The 16008-nt window shown below is 48.0% G+C and carries 13 protein-coding genes; 12 read left to right on the top strand and 1 reads right to left on the bottom strand.

The features are described from left to right. The first annotated feature begins 8 nt into the window (after positions 1 to 8). From C162_RS07715 to C162_RS34200, 12 genes are all read left to right on the top strand, one after another. Positions 9 to 260, top strand: a complete 252-nt coding sequence (locus C162_RS07715) for an acyl carrier protein (protein ID WP_036693173.1) — start codon at positions 9 to 11, stop codon at positions 258 to 260. After that, positions 257 to 1615 carry a hypothetical protein gene (locus C162_RS07710; protein WP_036693170.1) on the top strand — a complete coding sequence of 453 codons (1359 nt, stop codon included), beginning with the start codon at positions 257 to 259 and terminating at the stop codon, positions 1613 to 1615. Before C162_RS07715 ends, C162_RS07710 begins: the two co-directional genes overlap by 4 nt. 43 nt (positions 1616 to 1658) lie before the next feature. Next, positions 1659 to 2774 (top strand): hypothetical protein, encoded by a 1116-nt coding sequence (locus C162_RS07705; protein ID WP_036693168.1) that lies wholly within the window; start codon positions 1659 to 1661, stop codon positions 2772 to 2774. Positions 2775 to 2801: 27 nt separating this feature from the next. Further along, positions 2802 to 3890, top strand: coding sequence for a radical SAM protein (locus C162_RS07700; protein WP_036693165.1), 1089 nt, complete (start codon positions 2802 to 2804; stop codon positions 3888 to 3890). Between the two features lie 36 nt (positions 3891 to 3926). Continuing rightward, positions 3927 to 5105: a radical SAM/SPASM domain-containing protein gene (locus tag C162_RS07695; protein ID WP_036693162.1), complete on the top strand. Its 1179-nt coding sequence runs from the start codon at positions 3927 to 3929 to the stop codon at positions 5103 to 5105. A gap of 30 nt (positions 5106 to 5135) precedes the next feature. Further along, positions 5136 to 6140, top strand: coding sequence for an ABC transporter ATP-binding protein (locus tag C162_RS07690; protein ID WP_036693160.1), 1005 nt, complete (start codon positions 5136 to 5138; stop codon positions 6138 to 6140). Then, positions 6118 to 6927 (top strand): ABC transporter permease, encoded by an 810-nt coding sequence (locus C162_RS07685; protein ID WP_051493301.1) that lies wholly within the window; start codon positions 6118 to 6120, stop codon positions 6925 to 6927. The genes C162_RS07690 and C162_RS07685 overlap by 23 nt, the downstream gene beginning before the upstream one ends. Before the next feature lie 4 nt (positions 6928 to 6931). Continuing rightward, a complete protein-coding gene (locus C162_RS07680; protein ID WP_036693155.1) occupies positions 6932 to 7744 on the top strand; it encodes an ABC transporter permease in 813 nt (270 codons plus the stop codon). 42 nt (positions 7745 to 7786) lie between these two features. After that, positions 7787 to 8635 (top strand): FkbM family methyltransferase, encoded by an 849-nt coding sequence (locus tag C162_RS07675; protein WP_036693153.1) that lies wholly within the window; start codon positions 7787 to 7789, stop codon positions 8633 to 8635. A 5-nt stretch (positions 8636 to 8640) separates the two neighbouring features. Continuing rightward, entirely contained in the window at positions 8641 to 9594 is a 954-nt protein-coding gene (locus tag C162_RS34205) for a class I SAM-dependent methyltransferase (protein ID WP_051493300.1), read from the top strand. Between the two features lie 46 nt (positions 9595 to 9640). Further along, complete coding sequence (locus tag C162_RS07665) at positions 9641 to 10678, top strand: hypothetical protein (protein ID WP_036693150.1); 1038 nt, start codon at positions 9641 to 9643, stop codon at positions 10676 to 10678. Positions 10679 to 11051: 373 nt separating this feature from the next. Further along, positions 11052 to 15092 (top strand): S-layer homology domain-containing protein, encoded by a 4041-nt coding sequence (locus C162_RS34200; RefSeq protein ID WP_051493299.1) that lies wholly within the window; start codon positions 11052 to 11054, stop codon positions 15090 to 15092. Between the two features lie 75 nt (positions 15093 to 15167). Here C162_RS34200 and C162_RS07655 read toward each other — a convergent pair whose 3' ends face one another. Next, positions 15168 to 15923, bottom strand: a complete 756-nt coding sequence (locus C162_RS07655; protein ID WP_036693147.1) for an SDR family NAD(P)-dependent oxidoreductase — start codon at positions 15921 to 15923, stop codon at positions 15168 to 15170. Between the last annotated feature and the right edge of the window lie 85 nt (positions 15924 to 16008).

Below are 16008 nucleotides of genomic sequence, written 5' to 3'. Positions count from 1 at the left end.
AGGTTCCTATGCAAAAACAGATCATAGCGATGATAAGCGAAGTCAAGGACGACGCCCAGCTGGCAATCAGCTTGAACGGGCATTCCAGCATCATGGAAGACGGGGGATTGGACTCTTTACAGCTAATTACTTTCTTATTGAAGGTGGAAGAGCGTTTCGATATTGAAATCGATTTCGAACAATTCGACTTTGAATGTATGGAATCGGTTACAGCCTTCTGCAATTATATCTCGGAGCTGCAGAAGACGACATCTGTATGAACGATAGACGCAAATCCGAGCTCATTATCGGGATGTTTGACGCGGAACGCTTCTGGCGTGACCCTAATTTAGCCAAACTGCCGTCGGTTCACGATCCTGAAATGGAGAATGTCGTGATGGCCATGGATGAGCTGCTTTTCCCATTTTGCGAGGGCCAGGATAGGCTTATTACCCGTTATCGAATGAACGTTTGCCATAAAGCGTATTTGCATGAGATCGGATTTAAATTTTTTTCCAATTCAACCGATCTTGAGAGTCCTGATAGAGGTAGTGCAGGCAGAACCGCCAATATATTCGACCTGCTCACCTCAGCTGATCGAGTGGAGGACATGGATCCATATTGGCTGAAGGGAGCCCGGTTGTCGCCCTTTGCCGTCATTCCGGGGGCGGATCGTACTGCAGCGCGTTACGGGCTGGAACAGGATTGTCCAGCTGTCGAGACGGTTCAGAAGGTCAACTCGAAGCTGTATTCAACCGAATTGAACCGTCGCCTAGATCTTCAATGTGACAGCCAGACGGTCTATTCCCACGAAGAGCTGCTGTCAAGCGGCTTGGCTTTGCTGAAACAAGGACCCTTCCTGATCAAAGATGAGTTTGGGGTATCCGGGAAGGGGAATTTGCTCATCGAGTCGGAAGCGATTCTGCAGCGAGTCACATCCTATCTCGCCGGTCAGTGCAGAAAGGGAAGAACGGTTCGGTTTATTATTGAGCCGTTCCTTCTCAAGGAGCTGGATTTCTCCTGCCAATTCCACATCGATCCGGACGGTACGTACCGACATATCTCCGTGCAGCAATTAGTCAATCATAATTTCGCTTACCAAGGCTCCTATACTGCCGACGACAGGCTGCTTCATATGCTGGACGAAGCGGAGTACTTTGATGTAATGAAGCTGACGGCTCGCGAGCTTTACCGGTCTGGTTATCACGGCGACGTATGCGTTGATTCGATGCTGTTGAGAGAAGGCCGCATCGTTCCAATCGTTGAGGTGAATGCAAGAAGATCGATGAGTCTGATCAAACATTATGTTGACCGATATCTCGAGAAGCACGGTACGGCCGGGAGCATGACGCATGCGACCTTACAGTTTGCATGTGATGTATCCTTCGATCAATTGCTGGAATCACTGGACCGCGAGGGTGTTCTATATAAGCCTGATCGGGGGTTCGGCATGCTACCGTTAAGCGCGAATACGCTCTTTATTAACAAAGTCGTCAGCGAGTGCAAGGGGATCCGGAATAAGCAGGTGAAGGGCAGATTGTATTATTCGTTGATTGAGGGGAAAGGGGATAACGAACGATTGTCCGCGAAGGTTAATGAGGTGCTGTCGTCGTTATCCTTCAAGATCGCCCGCTGATGCAGTCCGAAGAGCTTGAAACCATGAATGGAGGAAGAGAGTTATGGGTAAGCGAAAAGTAACGTTTCTATGCTCCGGTTTCGGTCTGGGGTTCTATATTCCCGGCCTGTTAGCTGCAAGAGATTTCGAGAAAAGGGATATCGCGACGGAAGTGCTCGTGTTCGAAAGCTATTTGGAGAAAGACAAGAGAGATCATATTGCCGACAGCAGGAAGGCTTACCACAATGATTTCGCACTTGCCAATTTTTCGGCCCGAATGCCGATGGATATCCAGGGCAGCATAGATTACGCCCAGGTTGAGCTATTGCTGGAGGCGTGGAAAGCGGAAGAACGCTACGAATTCATATCGCTATCCGGACACTGGGTCTATATTCTGGATTTGTATAGGGAGAAGATGCTGCCGAATCGAATTCATGTAGACCTGCTCTACGTCGATTCAGATCTGGCCCCGTCTTGGAAGAGCCTGAAGAAGTATCATCCTCGCTATGAAGAGCATTATTACAATGCTTCTCTCTATGAACCCGGCAAGATGGAGATTCGATGCGAAATCCCGGTTCCTCTGGGTATGCCACTGCCCTTCGAATCAAGGAAGCGGCGGCTTGTTGTTCATGGCGGCGGCTGGGGGATGGGCACTTATCAAAGTAAAGTTCCAGAGCTTGTCGGCCATAACTACGGGCTTGATATCGTAGCTTATGATTGGAAGGAAGCGAAGCCCAATCATAAGCTACGATATTGGATGAACGATCCGGAGTGGTGTGCATGGGTGAAAAGCGCAAACGGCCTGCACGAGTTTCCGCCATACATCGAAATAACGGGAGAAGATACGAATTCATACGCGGCTAAGGTTGATCATCATTGGTTATTCGACGTCGCTTCGGAGGCGATGGCTATCGTGGCCAAGCCGGGAGCGGGCACATTGATTGACTCGCTTGCATCCGAAACCCCTCTTATTCTGCTGGAGCCGTTCGGAAGTCACGAGCTTAGCAATTTGGAATTATGGGAGTCGCTTGGGTTTGGAATACGCTACGAGAAGTGGCGGGAGATGGACTTTTCCGTAGATGTCCTTAAGGAGATGCATCAAGCGATCAAGAACAGACCCGGAGAACGGACGAATTATGTAGATCATTATTGTGCGAGAGTCGCGTTAACGAAGGGGTAAGAATTCAATGGCAGAAGGGGTTATGCGATGAGCGTAAACAAATTGAGTGTTGCCCAGGATACGACAAGCTATCCGAGATGGATCGTCTTGCAACTGCTCGAGGAGTGCAATTTGCGATGCAAGATGTGCTATGAGTGGGGACTCGAAGGACCCTACAAAAGCAAAAAAACGTTAGCGCAGCTGGACCCGGATCTGATCAAAAAGATCATCGTAGAGTGCAGTCCCGGCAAGCCGTATTACGATTTCTTCGGCGGCGAGCCGCTGATGTACCCTTGGCTGAGCGACATTCTCGCCATGATCAATCATTATGGAAGCAGAGCGGACTTCCCCACGAACGGCACATTGCTTGAGAAGAATGCCGAGATGCTTGTCGAGACTGCGCCCAATAAGATCTGGGTGTCGCTCGACGGCCCTGAGGTAATCAACGACAGGCAGAGGGGCAAAGGCGTATTCAAGAAAGTGATCAAGGGGATTGAGAAGCTCTATGAGCTCCGTCAAAGCAAAGGCAAGCAATTTCCGAAGATGGGCGTATCCTTTATCATTACGCCCTTGAACTATATGTACATCGAGGAATTTTTCTTTAAGCATATCGACTTGTCGATGCTGGACCATATCAGTATGGAAGTGCAGCTCTATGCCACGGAAGAACAGTATGCCCAATATGTGGATGTTCTTAGAGAGGAATTCGGTGTGCATGAAGCTCCGTATGCCAAGGGGATGGTCTGGCGGGATATCAGTTCGTTCAGCCAGATCGATATTCCCGAATTGACGAGACAGCTCAATAATGTTAAAGCGTATTGCATAAAAAATAGTATCCATGTGATCACCTATCCGAAGACGATAGATGAACTGAATTTGCGTAACTATTTCTCGGGGCAATTCGATCAGATGGCTGATAAACGAAGACAGTGCTCCCTTCCATGGGTTTATGCGGAGATTACGGCAAGGGGCGATGTTTCGCCCTGCCATGCCTTCTATGATTTGACCTTCGGCAACGTGAACGAAGAGAATTTGGTGGATATCTGGCGCAGTGACAAGTACAAAGAATATCGCGCGTATATGAAAAAAAATATGCTTCCGATTTGTACGGCTTGTTCAAGGTATTATATCTACTGATTCATGACCTATTACGTTTAAGAAGGGTGTGTTGATATGAATCCGAAATCTGAGATTAAACATTCCGCAAAGGATTTGCATATTTTAAAACGTACCATCAGGAATACGATGGAAACCAAGCGGAATATAGAGAAAATAGCAGGTTACGCGACACCGTTGCCAGAGTCGGTCGGGATTAAACTGACGAACCAATGCAACTTGCGCTGCAAGCATTGCTATCAATGGAACGACACCGGCTACCATCACTTCATGACACCGGAGCAGCAGCGGGAACAGCTCGACTACGGGCTGCTGGAGAAGCTGATCCTTGAGACGGAACCCGCCAAGTCGAGACTCTATATCTGGGGCGGCGAGCCGCTTGTATACAGCCATTTCGACCGTTTGGCTGATTTGCTTGAAGCCCATCCCCGTGAGACGACAATCTGTACGAATGCGGTGCTGATCGAGCGAAAGCTGGATGCCTTGCAGAGAATCTCCGATAACCTGGAGCTGCTCATCGCGCTTGACGGATTCGAAGAAGAGAATGATGCGCTTCGCGGCAAAGGGGTATTTGGCAAGGCGATAGATGCTATCCGGATGCTGGTCGAGCTGCGCAAGGAGAACAAATTCAGAGGCAAAATTTCGATCCATACCGTCGTTAACGATGGTATGACCGACAAGCTGTACGATCTGCTGGACTTTCTGGAGGGTGTCGGCGTAGATCTGGTCATCGTCTGCTTCCCGTGGTACATCTCGGACGAATGCTCGCAGGGGATGGACGATTACTTCAACCAGAAGTTCGACTTCCTTCCGGCGAGCGGGCACAGGGGCGAACGAAGCTGGCATGCTTTTAACTATAAGCTCGATCCGGAGCGTATCCCTGCTCTCATGAGCGAGTTGGACCGGGTGAATCAGCGGGTCTGGAAAATGCGCTTGCGCTACCAGCCGAATCTGGATCAAGACCAGATTGAAGATTTCGTGCTCGGCAAAGAGGTGGAGGGCAAAGGCACGATGAACAAGAAGTGCCTGGCGCTCTCGAACCGCATGGACATTACGCCCGACGGAACAATTATCGCGTGCAAATTTTTCAAGGAGTTCGAGATCGGCAAATTACAAGAAACGTCTGTACAAGAATTATGGCATAGCATGAACTACAGAAGGATAAGGGAAATGATGGACGAACGACTGACACCGGCATGTTCCAAGTGCAGTGTCTTGCATTTGCACGGTGTTTAACTATTCTAAATTCACAAATGAGGTGCGCAAGTGGGTATTATCCAGGTGAAAGAATTATCCAAAAGCTTCAAGTACTACGAAAAAGAACTGGGACTCAAAAAATCGCTCAAAAATTTAGTGAAGCGTAAATCACTGATCAAAGAAGCGGTTAGCGATATATCACTTGTAATCGAGCAAGGCGAGATGGTTGGATTCTTAGGCCCGAACGGTTCCGGTAAAACGACAACGCTTAAGATGCTGTCCGGGATCTTGTATCCGACAAGCGGGCAGGCGACGGTATTAGGCTATGTCCCTTGGGAGCGAAAAAAAGAATTCAAGATGCAGTTCTCGATCGTGATGGGACAGAAATCGCAGTTGTGGTGGGATTTACCGGCGAATGAATCGTTATACCTGAACAAATGCATCTATGAGGTCGAGGATGAGTCCTACAACCTTATCCTGGATGAGCTTACGGAGATGCTTGACGTTAAAGACTTGCTCAACATTCAGGTGCGGAGGCTTTCGCTGGGGGAACGGATGAAGATGGAGCTAATTGCGTCGCTCATCCACCGGCCCAAGGTGATTTTCCTGGATGAGCCTACAATCGGACTCGATCTGATTTCGCAGAAGCGCATTCGGGAGTTCCTGAAGTATTATAACCAGCAGACGAAGGCAACGGTCATTCTGACAAGCCACTACATGGCGGATATTGAGGATCTGTGCAAACGAACGATCATCATCAATCAAGGGAAGATCGTATACGACGGCGATCTCCGGCGTGTGAACGAGCTGTTTCATGCCAAAAAGATTATTAAGCTGCAATTTACGGACGAAGTGCCAAGGCAAGCGCTAAGCGACTATGGCGTTATTACTCAACATGACGGCCTGAATGCCGTCATGGAGATCGATAAGCATGAGCTTCAGCGACTTTCCAAGATGATGCTGGACCGGTTCCCGATCCTTGATTTCACAGTTGAAGATATACCTGTCGAGCGAGGCATCGAAAGCTTATATCAGAAAGATGAGGTCAGACATGAAAGTCTTGCAGAAGTATAAAAGGACGTACATCCTTGCGCTTCAGAATGCGATGGAGTATCGGACCGATTTCCTGATGAGTATTATTAGCGGCGGCTTTATCATACTCGTCCAATGCTTCCTCTGGACAGCCGTGTTTCGCAGCTCGCCGCAAGAGATTATTAACGGCTATTCTTATTCACAGATCATCATCTATTCCGTGTTGTCCGGCGTCGTCTCCAAGCTGGTTTCTGCCGGCTTCGAAGGGGAAATCGCGAATGATATCAAGACGGGTGGACTGAGCAAATTTATCGCTCAGCCCATTCATTATTTTAGCTATCGGATATGCAATTTTTTGGGTGGAAAAACGGTTCAGACCGGGGTTGTCCTTGTCTTATTCGTCATACTGATGACCGTGTTTACTCAGATTTGGGAGTTTCAGCTTAGCGCGGGGCAGATCGTTATGTTTTTGATCAGTATTCTGTTCGGACTGCTCATCAACTTCCTGCTCTTTTATTCAATTAGTGCGCTCGCGTTCATCATTACTGAGGTTTGGGGCGTATTTATCGCTTTCAACCAAGGCGTCTATCTGCTCAGTGGCGCCATCTTTCCGCTTAATGTTTTCGGAGATACGTTTGCTAGAATCTCCAGCTATTTACCGTTTCAGTATGTTGTATTCTTCCCGGTTAAGATCATCAACGGGAGCTTGGCGATTCATGATATCGTGAGCGGGCTCCTCTTGCAGGCGGTTTGGGTAATTGTGCTGTTGATCATTTCCAAGTTGTCTTGGGATTCCGGAATGAAGAAATATGTAGCCGTTGGAGGTTAGATCTGTGAGTATCCGCTTGAGTGAGATTCGGAAGCATGTACGTATGTTTTTTATTTTCGCAAAGAATAGCCTGGTCGGTTACATGGAATACAAAGCGAATTTCTACTCCGGTTTGATCATGGAGACCGTATTTCTGTTTTCTAAGCTGATCTATATCATCTTCGTTTACCAGCTAGGAATTGAAATTAATGGAATTTCTCCTGACCAGATGATGATCTTCACCGGGACCTATACAATTATGATCGCAATCTATACAGGATTGTTTATGGATAACTTTTATAGATTCGCCGGCCATATCCGCAACGGGACGCTGGACCTGTATATGACGAAGCCGCTATCGCTGCAGTTCATGATTTCATTCCGGAACGTTAACTTCGCGTTTCCAATTCCGAACCTGATCGCCGGGATCACGATGATCGTACTGGCCTGGCGGCGTCTTGGCATCGAGCCAAGCCTGATCCACTTGGCCGGATATATCGGGGTGATCTTGAGTAGCACGATCGTGACCTACTCGGTGCTTCTGCTTCCGCAAATTCTGGCCTTCTGGACGGTGAAGTCCGGTGCGATCTTCGACATACTGGACAAATGTTGGGATTTGAACAATATGCCGATGTACATATACCCCAAATGGCTGCGGAGAATAGGGCTGTATGTCGTGCCTATCTTGTTTATCACCAACATGCCGTCAGTTTATTTGATCGACCGGTTGGACCTGTTCCTTGGGATATGGATTTTTGTAGCTCCTGTGATATCGCTTATAGTGGTCAGGCTGTTCTGGAAGCTGGCCGTCAAACACTATGAGAGCGCCAGCAGTTAGAGAGAAATGCCAAAAAAATAAATTGTTGAGAAGGTGAATTGGATGAGCAGGATGGAGCAAAAGAGCCTTTCGTCGGAGACAGAGGCCACCGCAAAGAAGCGGCTGGACAACGGGATTGAAATCTATCAAAACAACGAAGGTGAGACTGAGTTCCTCTACAACGAGATTTTCCAAAAGGAGATGTATTTCAAGCATGGGATTACGCTCCCGGATAATGGCACGGTCATGGACGTCGGTGCTAATATCGGCATGTTCACCCTATATGTCAGCAGCAAGAGCAACTGCAGGGTGTATGCGTTTGAGCCACTGCCTCCGACATTTAAGCTCCTGAAGATGAATACGAGCTCGCTGCCTCGCGTAACAACGGTTAACGTTGGGCTTTCCAATGAGATCAAGGAAGCGGAGTTTGCCTATTTCCCCACGATGTCCACGGATTCTGTCCAGATCAAATACCGGGAGAACCACGATCAGGATCTCCGATACGGGTTAATCAACCATTACCGGGATCAATTCGCCGACCCGCGCATGCTAAACCGGTTTGTCGATCAACTTATGTCGCCGAAGCTCTTGAATGAACAAATCCATCGCTGCAAGCTAACTACGATCTCTGAAATGATCCGCTATTACGATCTGAACCCCATTGATCTGCTCAAAATCGACGTGGAAAAAAGTGAATTTGAGGTGCTGGAAGGCATCCATCCAGAGGATTGGGGCAAAATCAGGCAAATTGTAATGGAGGTACACGGACTGGACGGAGAACAAATCAGCAGGCTTGAGAACATCTTCCGAACCAACGGCTTCAATATCTCGATCGATTACTACGAAGACTTGAATATCCCAAATTACTATAATGTGTACGCATTGAATCAAATGCATATATCGGCTGGGTGATAGTCATGCTACAGCATCTGCATGCAAGGTTGGTATGCTCCAGCTGCAAGGGCGAGCTGGCCCAGTCGGATGCATTGCTGCGATGCCGCAACTGCGATGCGGCATATACGATCGATAATCGTTATGTATCGATGCTCGACCGGCGTGAGCAGTTTGTCCACCCGTCTGATTGGAAGCGTAAAGAGGGCGAAATTCGAGATTATAGCGAGATTTCGGATTCCTTTGCGCTTTCCGGCATAGGCCGATTCGCAACCTTCTTAAACTATGGTTACGTCTCGCAAGGGAGTGAGCAACATGCGGTGATCGAGCCCGACGATGTATGGAATAGAAATTCAGTCAAGCTGCTGCTCGAGACGGTGGGCAGGACGGCGATTTCGGAGCGGCAGGTTATCGATATCGGATGCGGCAGGGGAGGGAACATAGCAGCTTTGTATAAATATTTCAAGCCTCTGTCTATTGTCGGTCTCGACATCTGCCCGGCGAATATTGCGTATTGCAGTGCCAAATCCAGAGGGGGTGAATCTTTCTATCTCGTCGGCGATGCGGAGAATATACCGTTTGCAGACGAGAGTTTCGATATTGTATTGAATATGGAATCCGCGCAAGCCTATCCGAACCGATCACGCTTCTATGAAGAAGTGTACCGGATAATGAGAGTTGGCGGTGTATTTCTGTATACGGAGCTGATGCTGGAAGATCAGGTAGCGAAGAACGTGAGGCTTTTAGAGGAAGCAGGTCTGTCTGTAATCCGCAATCAGGATGTGACTTCGAATGTCCTTCTATCATGTGATGAGAATGCAAAGCAACGTACTGGCCCACAAGGAATTGCGAACAATGCCAACGTGAGCATGAATAATGGAGATATCAGTGATTTCATCGCATTGCCCGGCTCGAAGAAATATGAAGAGATGAAGGCTGGGACGCAGCAATACCGTATGATGAACCTTGTTAAGAGGTGACATAGCCGTAATATCGACAATAATTTTAGGTTAGGAGAAATATTGTATGGAAGATATTATTTCCCTGGACACCTTTCAACCCTTCGACGGCATGACCAAAATGTTTCCTCATCATAATTTTCCATACTTTAGTTGCGACTACAATTTGTATTTAACGCTTGCCAGATATTTCGAAAAAGATGAACTGCCGATTTTGAATAATGTGATTAGTATTTATAGATTTAATGAACAAAAAATACAAGCAAGAGGATATTTCAAGTTAGAGGTATTGGAGCTTCAGGAGGGAGATCAGATCCTTGAGGAAATGGGGATCTCTGTTCGTAAAAAATCCCCTGCACTAGATACGTTACAAGATGAGATCATAAGCTCTATTTCCAGGGGGCATCCGATTTCCATTTTTATTGATTTATTCTATCAACGCGGGAGAGACTTTTACTATAACAAAAAACATGGACTGCACCCTGTTTTTGTCTATGGCTTCAATCGGACTAACGGGGAAATATATACGGTTGATGATATTACAGAATACAGGCAATATTCTTTACCATTTTCAGAATTTAAATTGTCATGCCTGAGTTCGGAACATGTGAAAATGCCAAACTATTTTTGGGAATATGCACTAGTGTCCCCCACTGATCATGATAGCTTGAACAATAAGAGGTTAGCACAAAATAACATCAATAAATTTATAGAAAATATGTGCAGGTATCAAAATGAAATAACGGAAAGTTTAAATAATATATTGTTGTTGGCAGAAAATTACGAGCTCATTATAACAAATGAAACGATTATAGAAACACTAAGCAGTACTATTTATAGGAAATGTTCTGAGAAATACAGGTTAAATACTCTCTATAAGTATAACCTTGATCATATCAATGCAAAAGATACGCTTGACCCGTTATTGGACCAAATTATTAATGACTGGAAGGCAGTAAGGTTCTATTCGAATAAAGCCATCATGTCCCAAAAGTTCACTGGGGAAATAAAAGACAAGTGCATTGGTTTATTCACAAAAATATATACGAATGAAGTGCATTTTAATCATCATTTTTATTTAATGTTAAAGGCTGCGAGACTGTAAAGCTGAACCAGCAATGTGAGTCAGGTAACCGAGTAGAGCATCAGATAGACCGCATACCTTTGCGAGAGGGGGCGGTCTTTTTGTTTTTGCCTATAATCCATTGCCATACCATATTCCCTGTTTCATGGAAGGATCGGCTGGGGAATGTGTCTATTTTCGTAATATATTAAAATCATTCGTGCATTACCCGTATTTAGACTTTCGCTTCGTGTTGTTAATATGAAAACAGTTACAGCCTAATCATCCGCTTTTGTGAATGCGTTTTCAAACTTTGTCTGCCAATGGGTTCAGAGGGAGGTGCGGAATTGACTGTCAAGCCAGACTTGGCGTAATCAAGGGTAAGAATCTCCATAAGAAAAGGAGTCAAACTTAGATGAACAGTAGAAAATATGTAATCAGCATCTCCCGCCTTCTCGTCATCATCATGTTGTTCTCCATCTTCACGTATACTCCCGTCCCGGCTGCTGCGGCTGGAGAGGAACCGTCCGTTGAACTGAGCGACCTCATTGCTGAGGCCGAGGCTCTAAAAACCGGCAATGCGGAGTTCCCGCTCCAAGTCAGCCATTCTGTGTATGGAGCTGTCTATGGTTCTGACGTGCAGCAGGCTTTTCCTTGGGTGCATGTTGATGAGCTCCAAGCTCTGAATGATGCGATTGAACTCGCACGTAATGCGAACACTCCCGATGGCGAAGCTATTGCAGCACTTAAAGAAGCGATAATGAATTTCACCAAAAATATTAAGTCAGACGGCTCCGATCCGTATTTCCGTCTTGATCCGGGTCCGGGTAAGGTTTCTGTAAAAGTTACCGCGCCCACTAATACCTGGACGGCTAGAACTCCGCTGGACAATCGTGTTCCCGCTGACTTTGCCGGCGGCACATTCAAGACGATAACGTATCCTTTTGCAGATGCCCAAGGTAAAGCGGAAGTGCTTCAGATTAATTACGCCCACAACGGAAAAAGCACCTTCGGCGGCATAAGTCTGGAATCCCCGTTGTCCCCGGCCGTCAATGTCACAGTGGGTTCAACGATTGAATTCGATGTCTACTATCCGAAGAGTGCGCAAGGCAAATTCATGAGATGGAGAGTCAGAAATACCAATGAAAACCTGGACAGCTACCTCAGAGATTACCAGTACAATAACCTGAACCCTGACTGGGTGGGCAGCTACAATGGTGAATCCTGGCTGAAGGCGCATCACAGTATTACCGCATCAGCTGGAAATTCCTCGAATTTCATTCTTGAGCTGCATGGCGAGAATGCCCGTCCTGAAGAAACTGGTATGCTGCTGGTCTCTAACATCGAGATTACCGCACCAGATCCGAATGGCGAGGCCCTTTCGAACGTAGTTAACAAGGAAAACCAGAGTGCCGTAGCGCCTCTAAAGAGTGTGTACAATAAGAAAAATGGCCTGTTCATGGTCGGCGCGATCGGCACCGGGCCTGTAACCGGAACCAGAGCCAATCACTATGAGATCTTCGTCGACGGCAACAATCTGAAGGCCGACGGCACGCATCCCCGTGGTCCCGAATGGCTGAAGAACGTGAACGGTGAGGCCATGAAAGGCGCAACCACTGCCCCTGGCTTAGAGGAATACAGCTTCCCGACGAACGCTTATCAGGCGATCCGGGATTCGGGAACTCCCGGACAGTACAAGTCTCACGGTCATGTTCTGGCTTGGTATAACCAGGCCCCTGGTTGGATGGCGCAGATGATCCCTGCAAGCCTGCCCTCCGGGTATAACGGCAGTGCCGAGTTCTACGGACTTGGCAACGGCGTCACGACTACGGTTAAGGTAGACAAAGAAATGGCGAGAAGAGTGCAGTTCAACCACACCATGTATGTGATGCGGCACTTCCTGACTACAGATACGAAGTACGGGTCCAGCGAAGCCCGTGGCGTCATTCCGTTCAATTCGTGGGATGTGCTGAACGAAGAGGTACACGAAAGCCGCCACAGCGAGATTTCCCTTAAGGATTCGAACAGCTGGAGAACGAGCCTGAAGCATACCAACTGGCTGGTGGCCATGTCCGATGATGAGATTGGCGGCGACATCACCGATCATTACGTGTACCTGCTGTTCAAAAATGCGCACATCGCGGCGCCCAACGTCAAGATGGCGGAAGCTTACAAAGCCAATTACGCTAACCTTCCGGAGTATATGAAGCTGGATGGACACGACAATAAAGGCAGCATTGACAGCTACATCGTTGACAATCCTCCGAAGCTGACGTACAACGATTACGGGCTTGCGACCCGCAGTAAAGCCAGAACTGTATACAATATGGTTCTCGAATTAAATACCGCATGGCGCTCCGATCCGCTGTATGACGGAAGACCCCTGATCGAAGACATCGGAATCCAGGGACATGATATGGTAGGTAAAACCCTTGCAAGCGACAACCAGTATGCGATGGCCCTCTATGCCTCTCTCGTTGACCGGGGCCTGCTGTCGGGTATTACCTATTCAGAGCTTGATCTTAAGGTGCCGACCGATGCCCCTGGAGGAGGCGCAACCGCTCCGGCAGTGCTTAATGTCAGACAGTCGGACGCTCTTGGTTATCAGTACGCACTGCTCTACAAAATGTTCAATAAGTTCGCCCCGTATATCGACCACATCATCAGCTGGGGCGTGAGTGGTTCCGGATGGCAGGGGAGCTATGTTCTGTTTGATGGCCAAAGTAATGCGAATGCCGGGTACTATGGCGCTATGAAGCCGGACCGGTTCCTTCTGGGACATTCGTATCTGGAGGATTATTTTGCAGGCGAATATCAGGCCATCGGGAATAATGCCATCGACCTTGGCGATCTTGGAGTCTATACACCTAATAGCGTGAACGCTGACCTCAGAAGCTTGTCCTTGAGTGCAGGAACACTCGAGCCAGCGTTCAATGCGTCCACCACAGAGTATAATGTGTCCCTGAGGGATGTCAGCAGCATGACCGTGACAGCAGCGGCGGCAGACAGCAGGTCAACCATCAAAGTCAACGATACGGTGGTTGTCAGCGGTGCAGCTTCCGAAGCTATAACGCTGACACCGGGCACCAAAACAGATATAAAGGTTGAGGTCACAGGGGCAGACGGCAGGGTCAAGATTTATACCCTGAAAGTAACCAACAGTAAGACAGAGACTCCGTCCACTCCCGAACCTGGAACACCATCACCAACACCATCACCAACACCTGAACCAGCAACACCTGCGCCTGCAACGTCTGCACCTGGCAGCTATGCAACGTCTGCACCAGCAGTTTCTCCAACACCAGCAGCACCCGTTGTAGAAGGTCAGAAAGTAACCATGCAGGCAACAGTGAACAATGGGACTGCATCAGTTAAGGTATCGGATCTGGCACAAGCAAAGGAATTCATCGGGAAAAATGTGACGCTTGACATCCCTGCCGTGCAAGGAGTGAATTCATACTCGGTAGGCTTGCCTGCTGCAGCACTGACCAGCGGAACCAAGGATAACAAACTGACTGTTTCCACCGAATTCGGTCAGGTCGTCATCCCCGGTAATATGTTGACAGGTACACCTGAAAGCAGCAGCAAGGAAGTAGCGCTGGAGATTGGAAAAGGTGACAGGGCCAAGCTCCCGGCGGAAGTAAAAGAGGAACTAGGCGATAGACCGATCATTCAGCTTAGCCTTAAGGTAGATGGCAAAGAAACAGCCTGGAGTAATCCCGGGGCACCTGTAACCGTATCCGTGCCCTACCAGCCGTCTGCGGACGAATTGAAGAATCCGGAAATGATAGTTGTGCGGTATATTGACGGAAGCGGGAAGGTTATGACCGTACCAAGCGGACGTTATGCTTCCAAGACCGGTATGGTAACCTTCACAACCACTCATTTCAGCGATTTCGCAGTAGCTTATGTATCCAAGACATTCACAGATCTCGGAAAAACAGCATGGGCCAAAAATGCGGTCGAAGTCCTTGCATCGAAGGATATTCTCATGACAGAGGGTCAGGTATTCCATCCGTCAACGGATATCACCAGAGCAGATTTCCTGTATTCCCTTGTCAGAGCACTTGGGTTGACTGCGAAGACAGATGGCAATTTCAGCGATGTACAGAAGAATGCTTACTACTATAATGAACTTGCCATTGCCAAAGCGCTTGGAATTGCGAATGGCCTGGATAACGGCAGCTTCGGCAGCGGTCAGAAGATCACCCGGCAGGACATGATGGTGTTGACCGAACGGGCCTTGAAGCTGGAGAAAAAGCTGAATACCCAGGGTACAGCTGCGGATCTGCAGAAATTCTCCGACAAGTCCAAGGTGGCTTCCTATGCAGTGAACAGCGTAGCGGCCATGGTGAAGGAAGGGCTTATCCAAGGCAGCGGTAACAAGATCAATCCGGCCGGCAACACCACCAGAGCAGAAGCGGCGGTCTTCCTCTACAGATTGTACAATAAGTAAAAGCTTCTTATAGGACCAAGATATGCTTAAAAGACCGCACTCCTTTGCCGGGAGGGCGGTCTTTTGGCGTTTGAATTAAAGCAAATGCCCGCCAGACACTTCAATGTCCTGGGCTGTAACCCATCCGAACTCATCAGACAACAAGCTCACAATAACCCTCGCTATATCTTCGGGGTGGCCGATTCTGCCGAATACAGATTGCTCCGCCAGCGGCTTAATGAATTCGGGATGTTTATCGAATACTCCATCGCCGAAATTGCTGTGCGTAGGACCAGGCGACACGGCGTTGACCCGAATTTGGCGCGGTGCAAGCTCTTTGGCAATGTAGCGGGTCCAGGTTGAGAAGGCTGCTTTTAACGAGCCATAGACGGAGTAGCCCGGAAATGATTGATTTTTGGATGAACTCGTGGTATTTACAATAGCTCCGGCGTCCTCCATGAATCCGGCAAGCTGCTGTGTTAGAAAAACCGGTCCTTTGAAGTTTGTATTCAGAATCTTGTCGAAATATTCTTCACTCATCTCAGTGAACAGCATGGGTCCGCCAATACCGCCATTATTCACCAAGTAATCAAAGGTTGTCCGGTTCCAAATGTTGTGGAGACTCTCTTTCACTTCATGAATAAAGCCTGCAAAGGTTGATATCTGCGTCAGATCCAGCTTCAGTGCGACTGCCCGGACACCTGCATTTTTCTCGATTTCCTGTACGACATCTTCTGCACGGTCCTTATAGGAATTGTAGGTGAGAATGACGTTAATTCCACGTTTGCTAAGCTCCAGCGCCGTCGCTTTTCCAATGCCATTACTTCCACCCGTTACTATCGCAATTGTCATAAGCTCCTCCTTGTTTTGTGTTCGGCCTGGTTCTAATTGTAGCGGCAGCTGACATATCCAAATAGACCTGAAAGTGCCTATTGAT

The organism is Paenibacillus sp. FSL R7-269, from assembly GCF_000517865.1.
Taxonomy (GTDB): domain Bacteria; phylum Bacillota; class Bacilli; order Paenibacillales; family Paenibacillaceae; genus Paenibacillus_AQ.
This window is presented reverse-complemented; position numbering and strand designations above follow the sequence as displayed.

Bases quoted from the DNA above. Each gene is read 5' to 3' on its own strand.
- C162_RS07710 (WP_036693170.1), top strand. From the start codon at position 257: ATGAACGATAGACGCAAATCCGAGCTCATTATCGGGATGTTTGACGCG.
- C162_RS34205 (WP_051493300.1), top strand. From the start codon at position 8,641: ATGCTACAGCATCTGCATGCAAGGTTGGTATGCTCCAGCTGCAAGGGC.
- C162_RS07665 (WP_036693150.1), top strand. From the start codon at position 9,641: ATGGAAGATATTATTTCCCTGGACACCTTTCAACCCTTCGACGGCATG.
- C162_RS07715 (WP_036693173.1), top strand. From the start codon at position 9: ATGCAAAAACAGATCATAGCGATGATAAGCGAAGTCAAGGACGACGCC.
- C162_RS07700 (WP_036693165.1), top strand. From the start codon at position 2,802: ATGAGCGTAAACAAATTGAGTGTTGCCCAGGATACGACAAGCTATCCG.
- C162_RS07705 (WP_036693168.1), top strand. From the start codon at position 1,659: ATGGGTAAGCGAAAAGTAACGTTTCTATGCTCCGGTTTCGGTCTGGGG.
- C162_RS07655 (WP_036693147.1), bottom strand. From the start codon at position 15,923: ATGACAATTGCGATAGTAACGGGTGGAAGTAATGGCATTGGAAAAGCG.
- C162_RS07685 (WP_051493301.1), top strand. From the start codon at position 6,118: ATGAAAGTCTTGCAGAAGTATAAAAGGACGTACATCCTTGCGCTTCAG.
- C162_RS34200 (WP_051493299.1), top strand. From the start codon at position 11,052: ATGAACAGTAGAAAATATGTAATCAGCATCTCCCGCCTTCTCGTCATC.
- C162_RS07695 (WP_036693162.1), top strand. From the start codon at position 3,927: ATGAATCCGAAATCTGAGATTAAACATTCCGCAAAGGATTTGCATATT.
- C162_RS07675 (WP_036693153.1), top strand. From the start codon at position 7,787: ATGAGCAGGATGGAGCAAAAGAGCCTTTCGTCGGAGACAGAGGCCACC.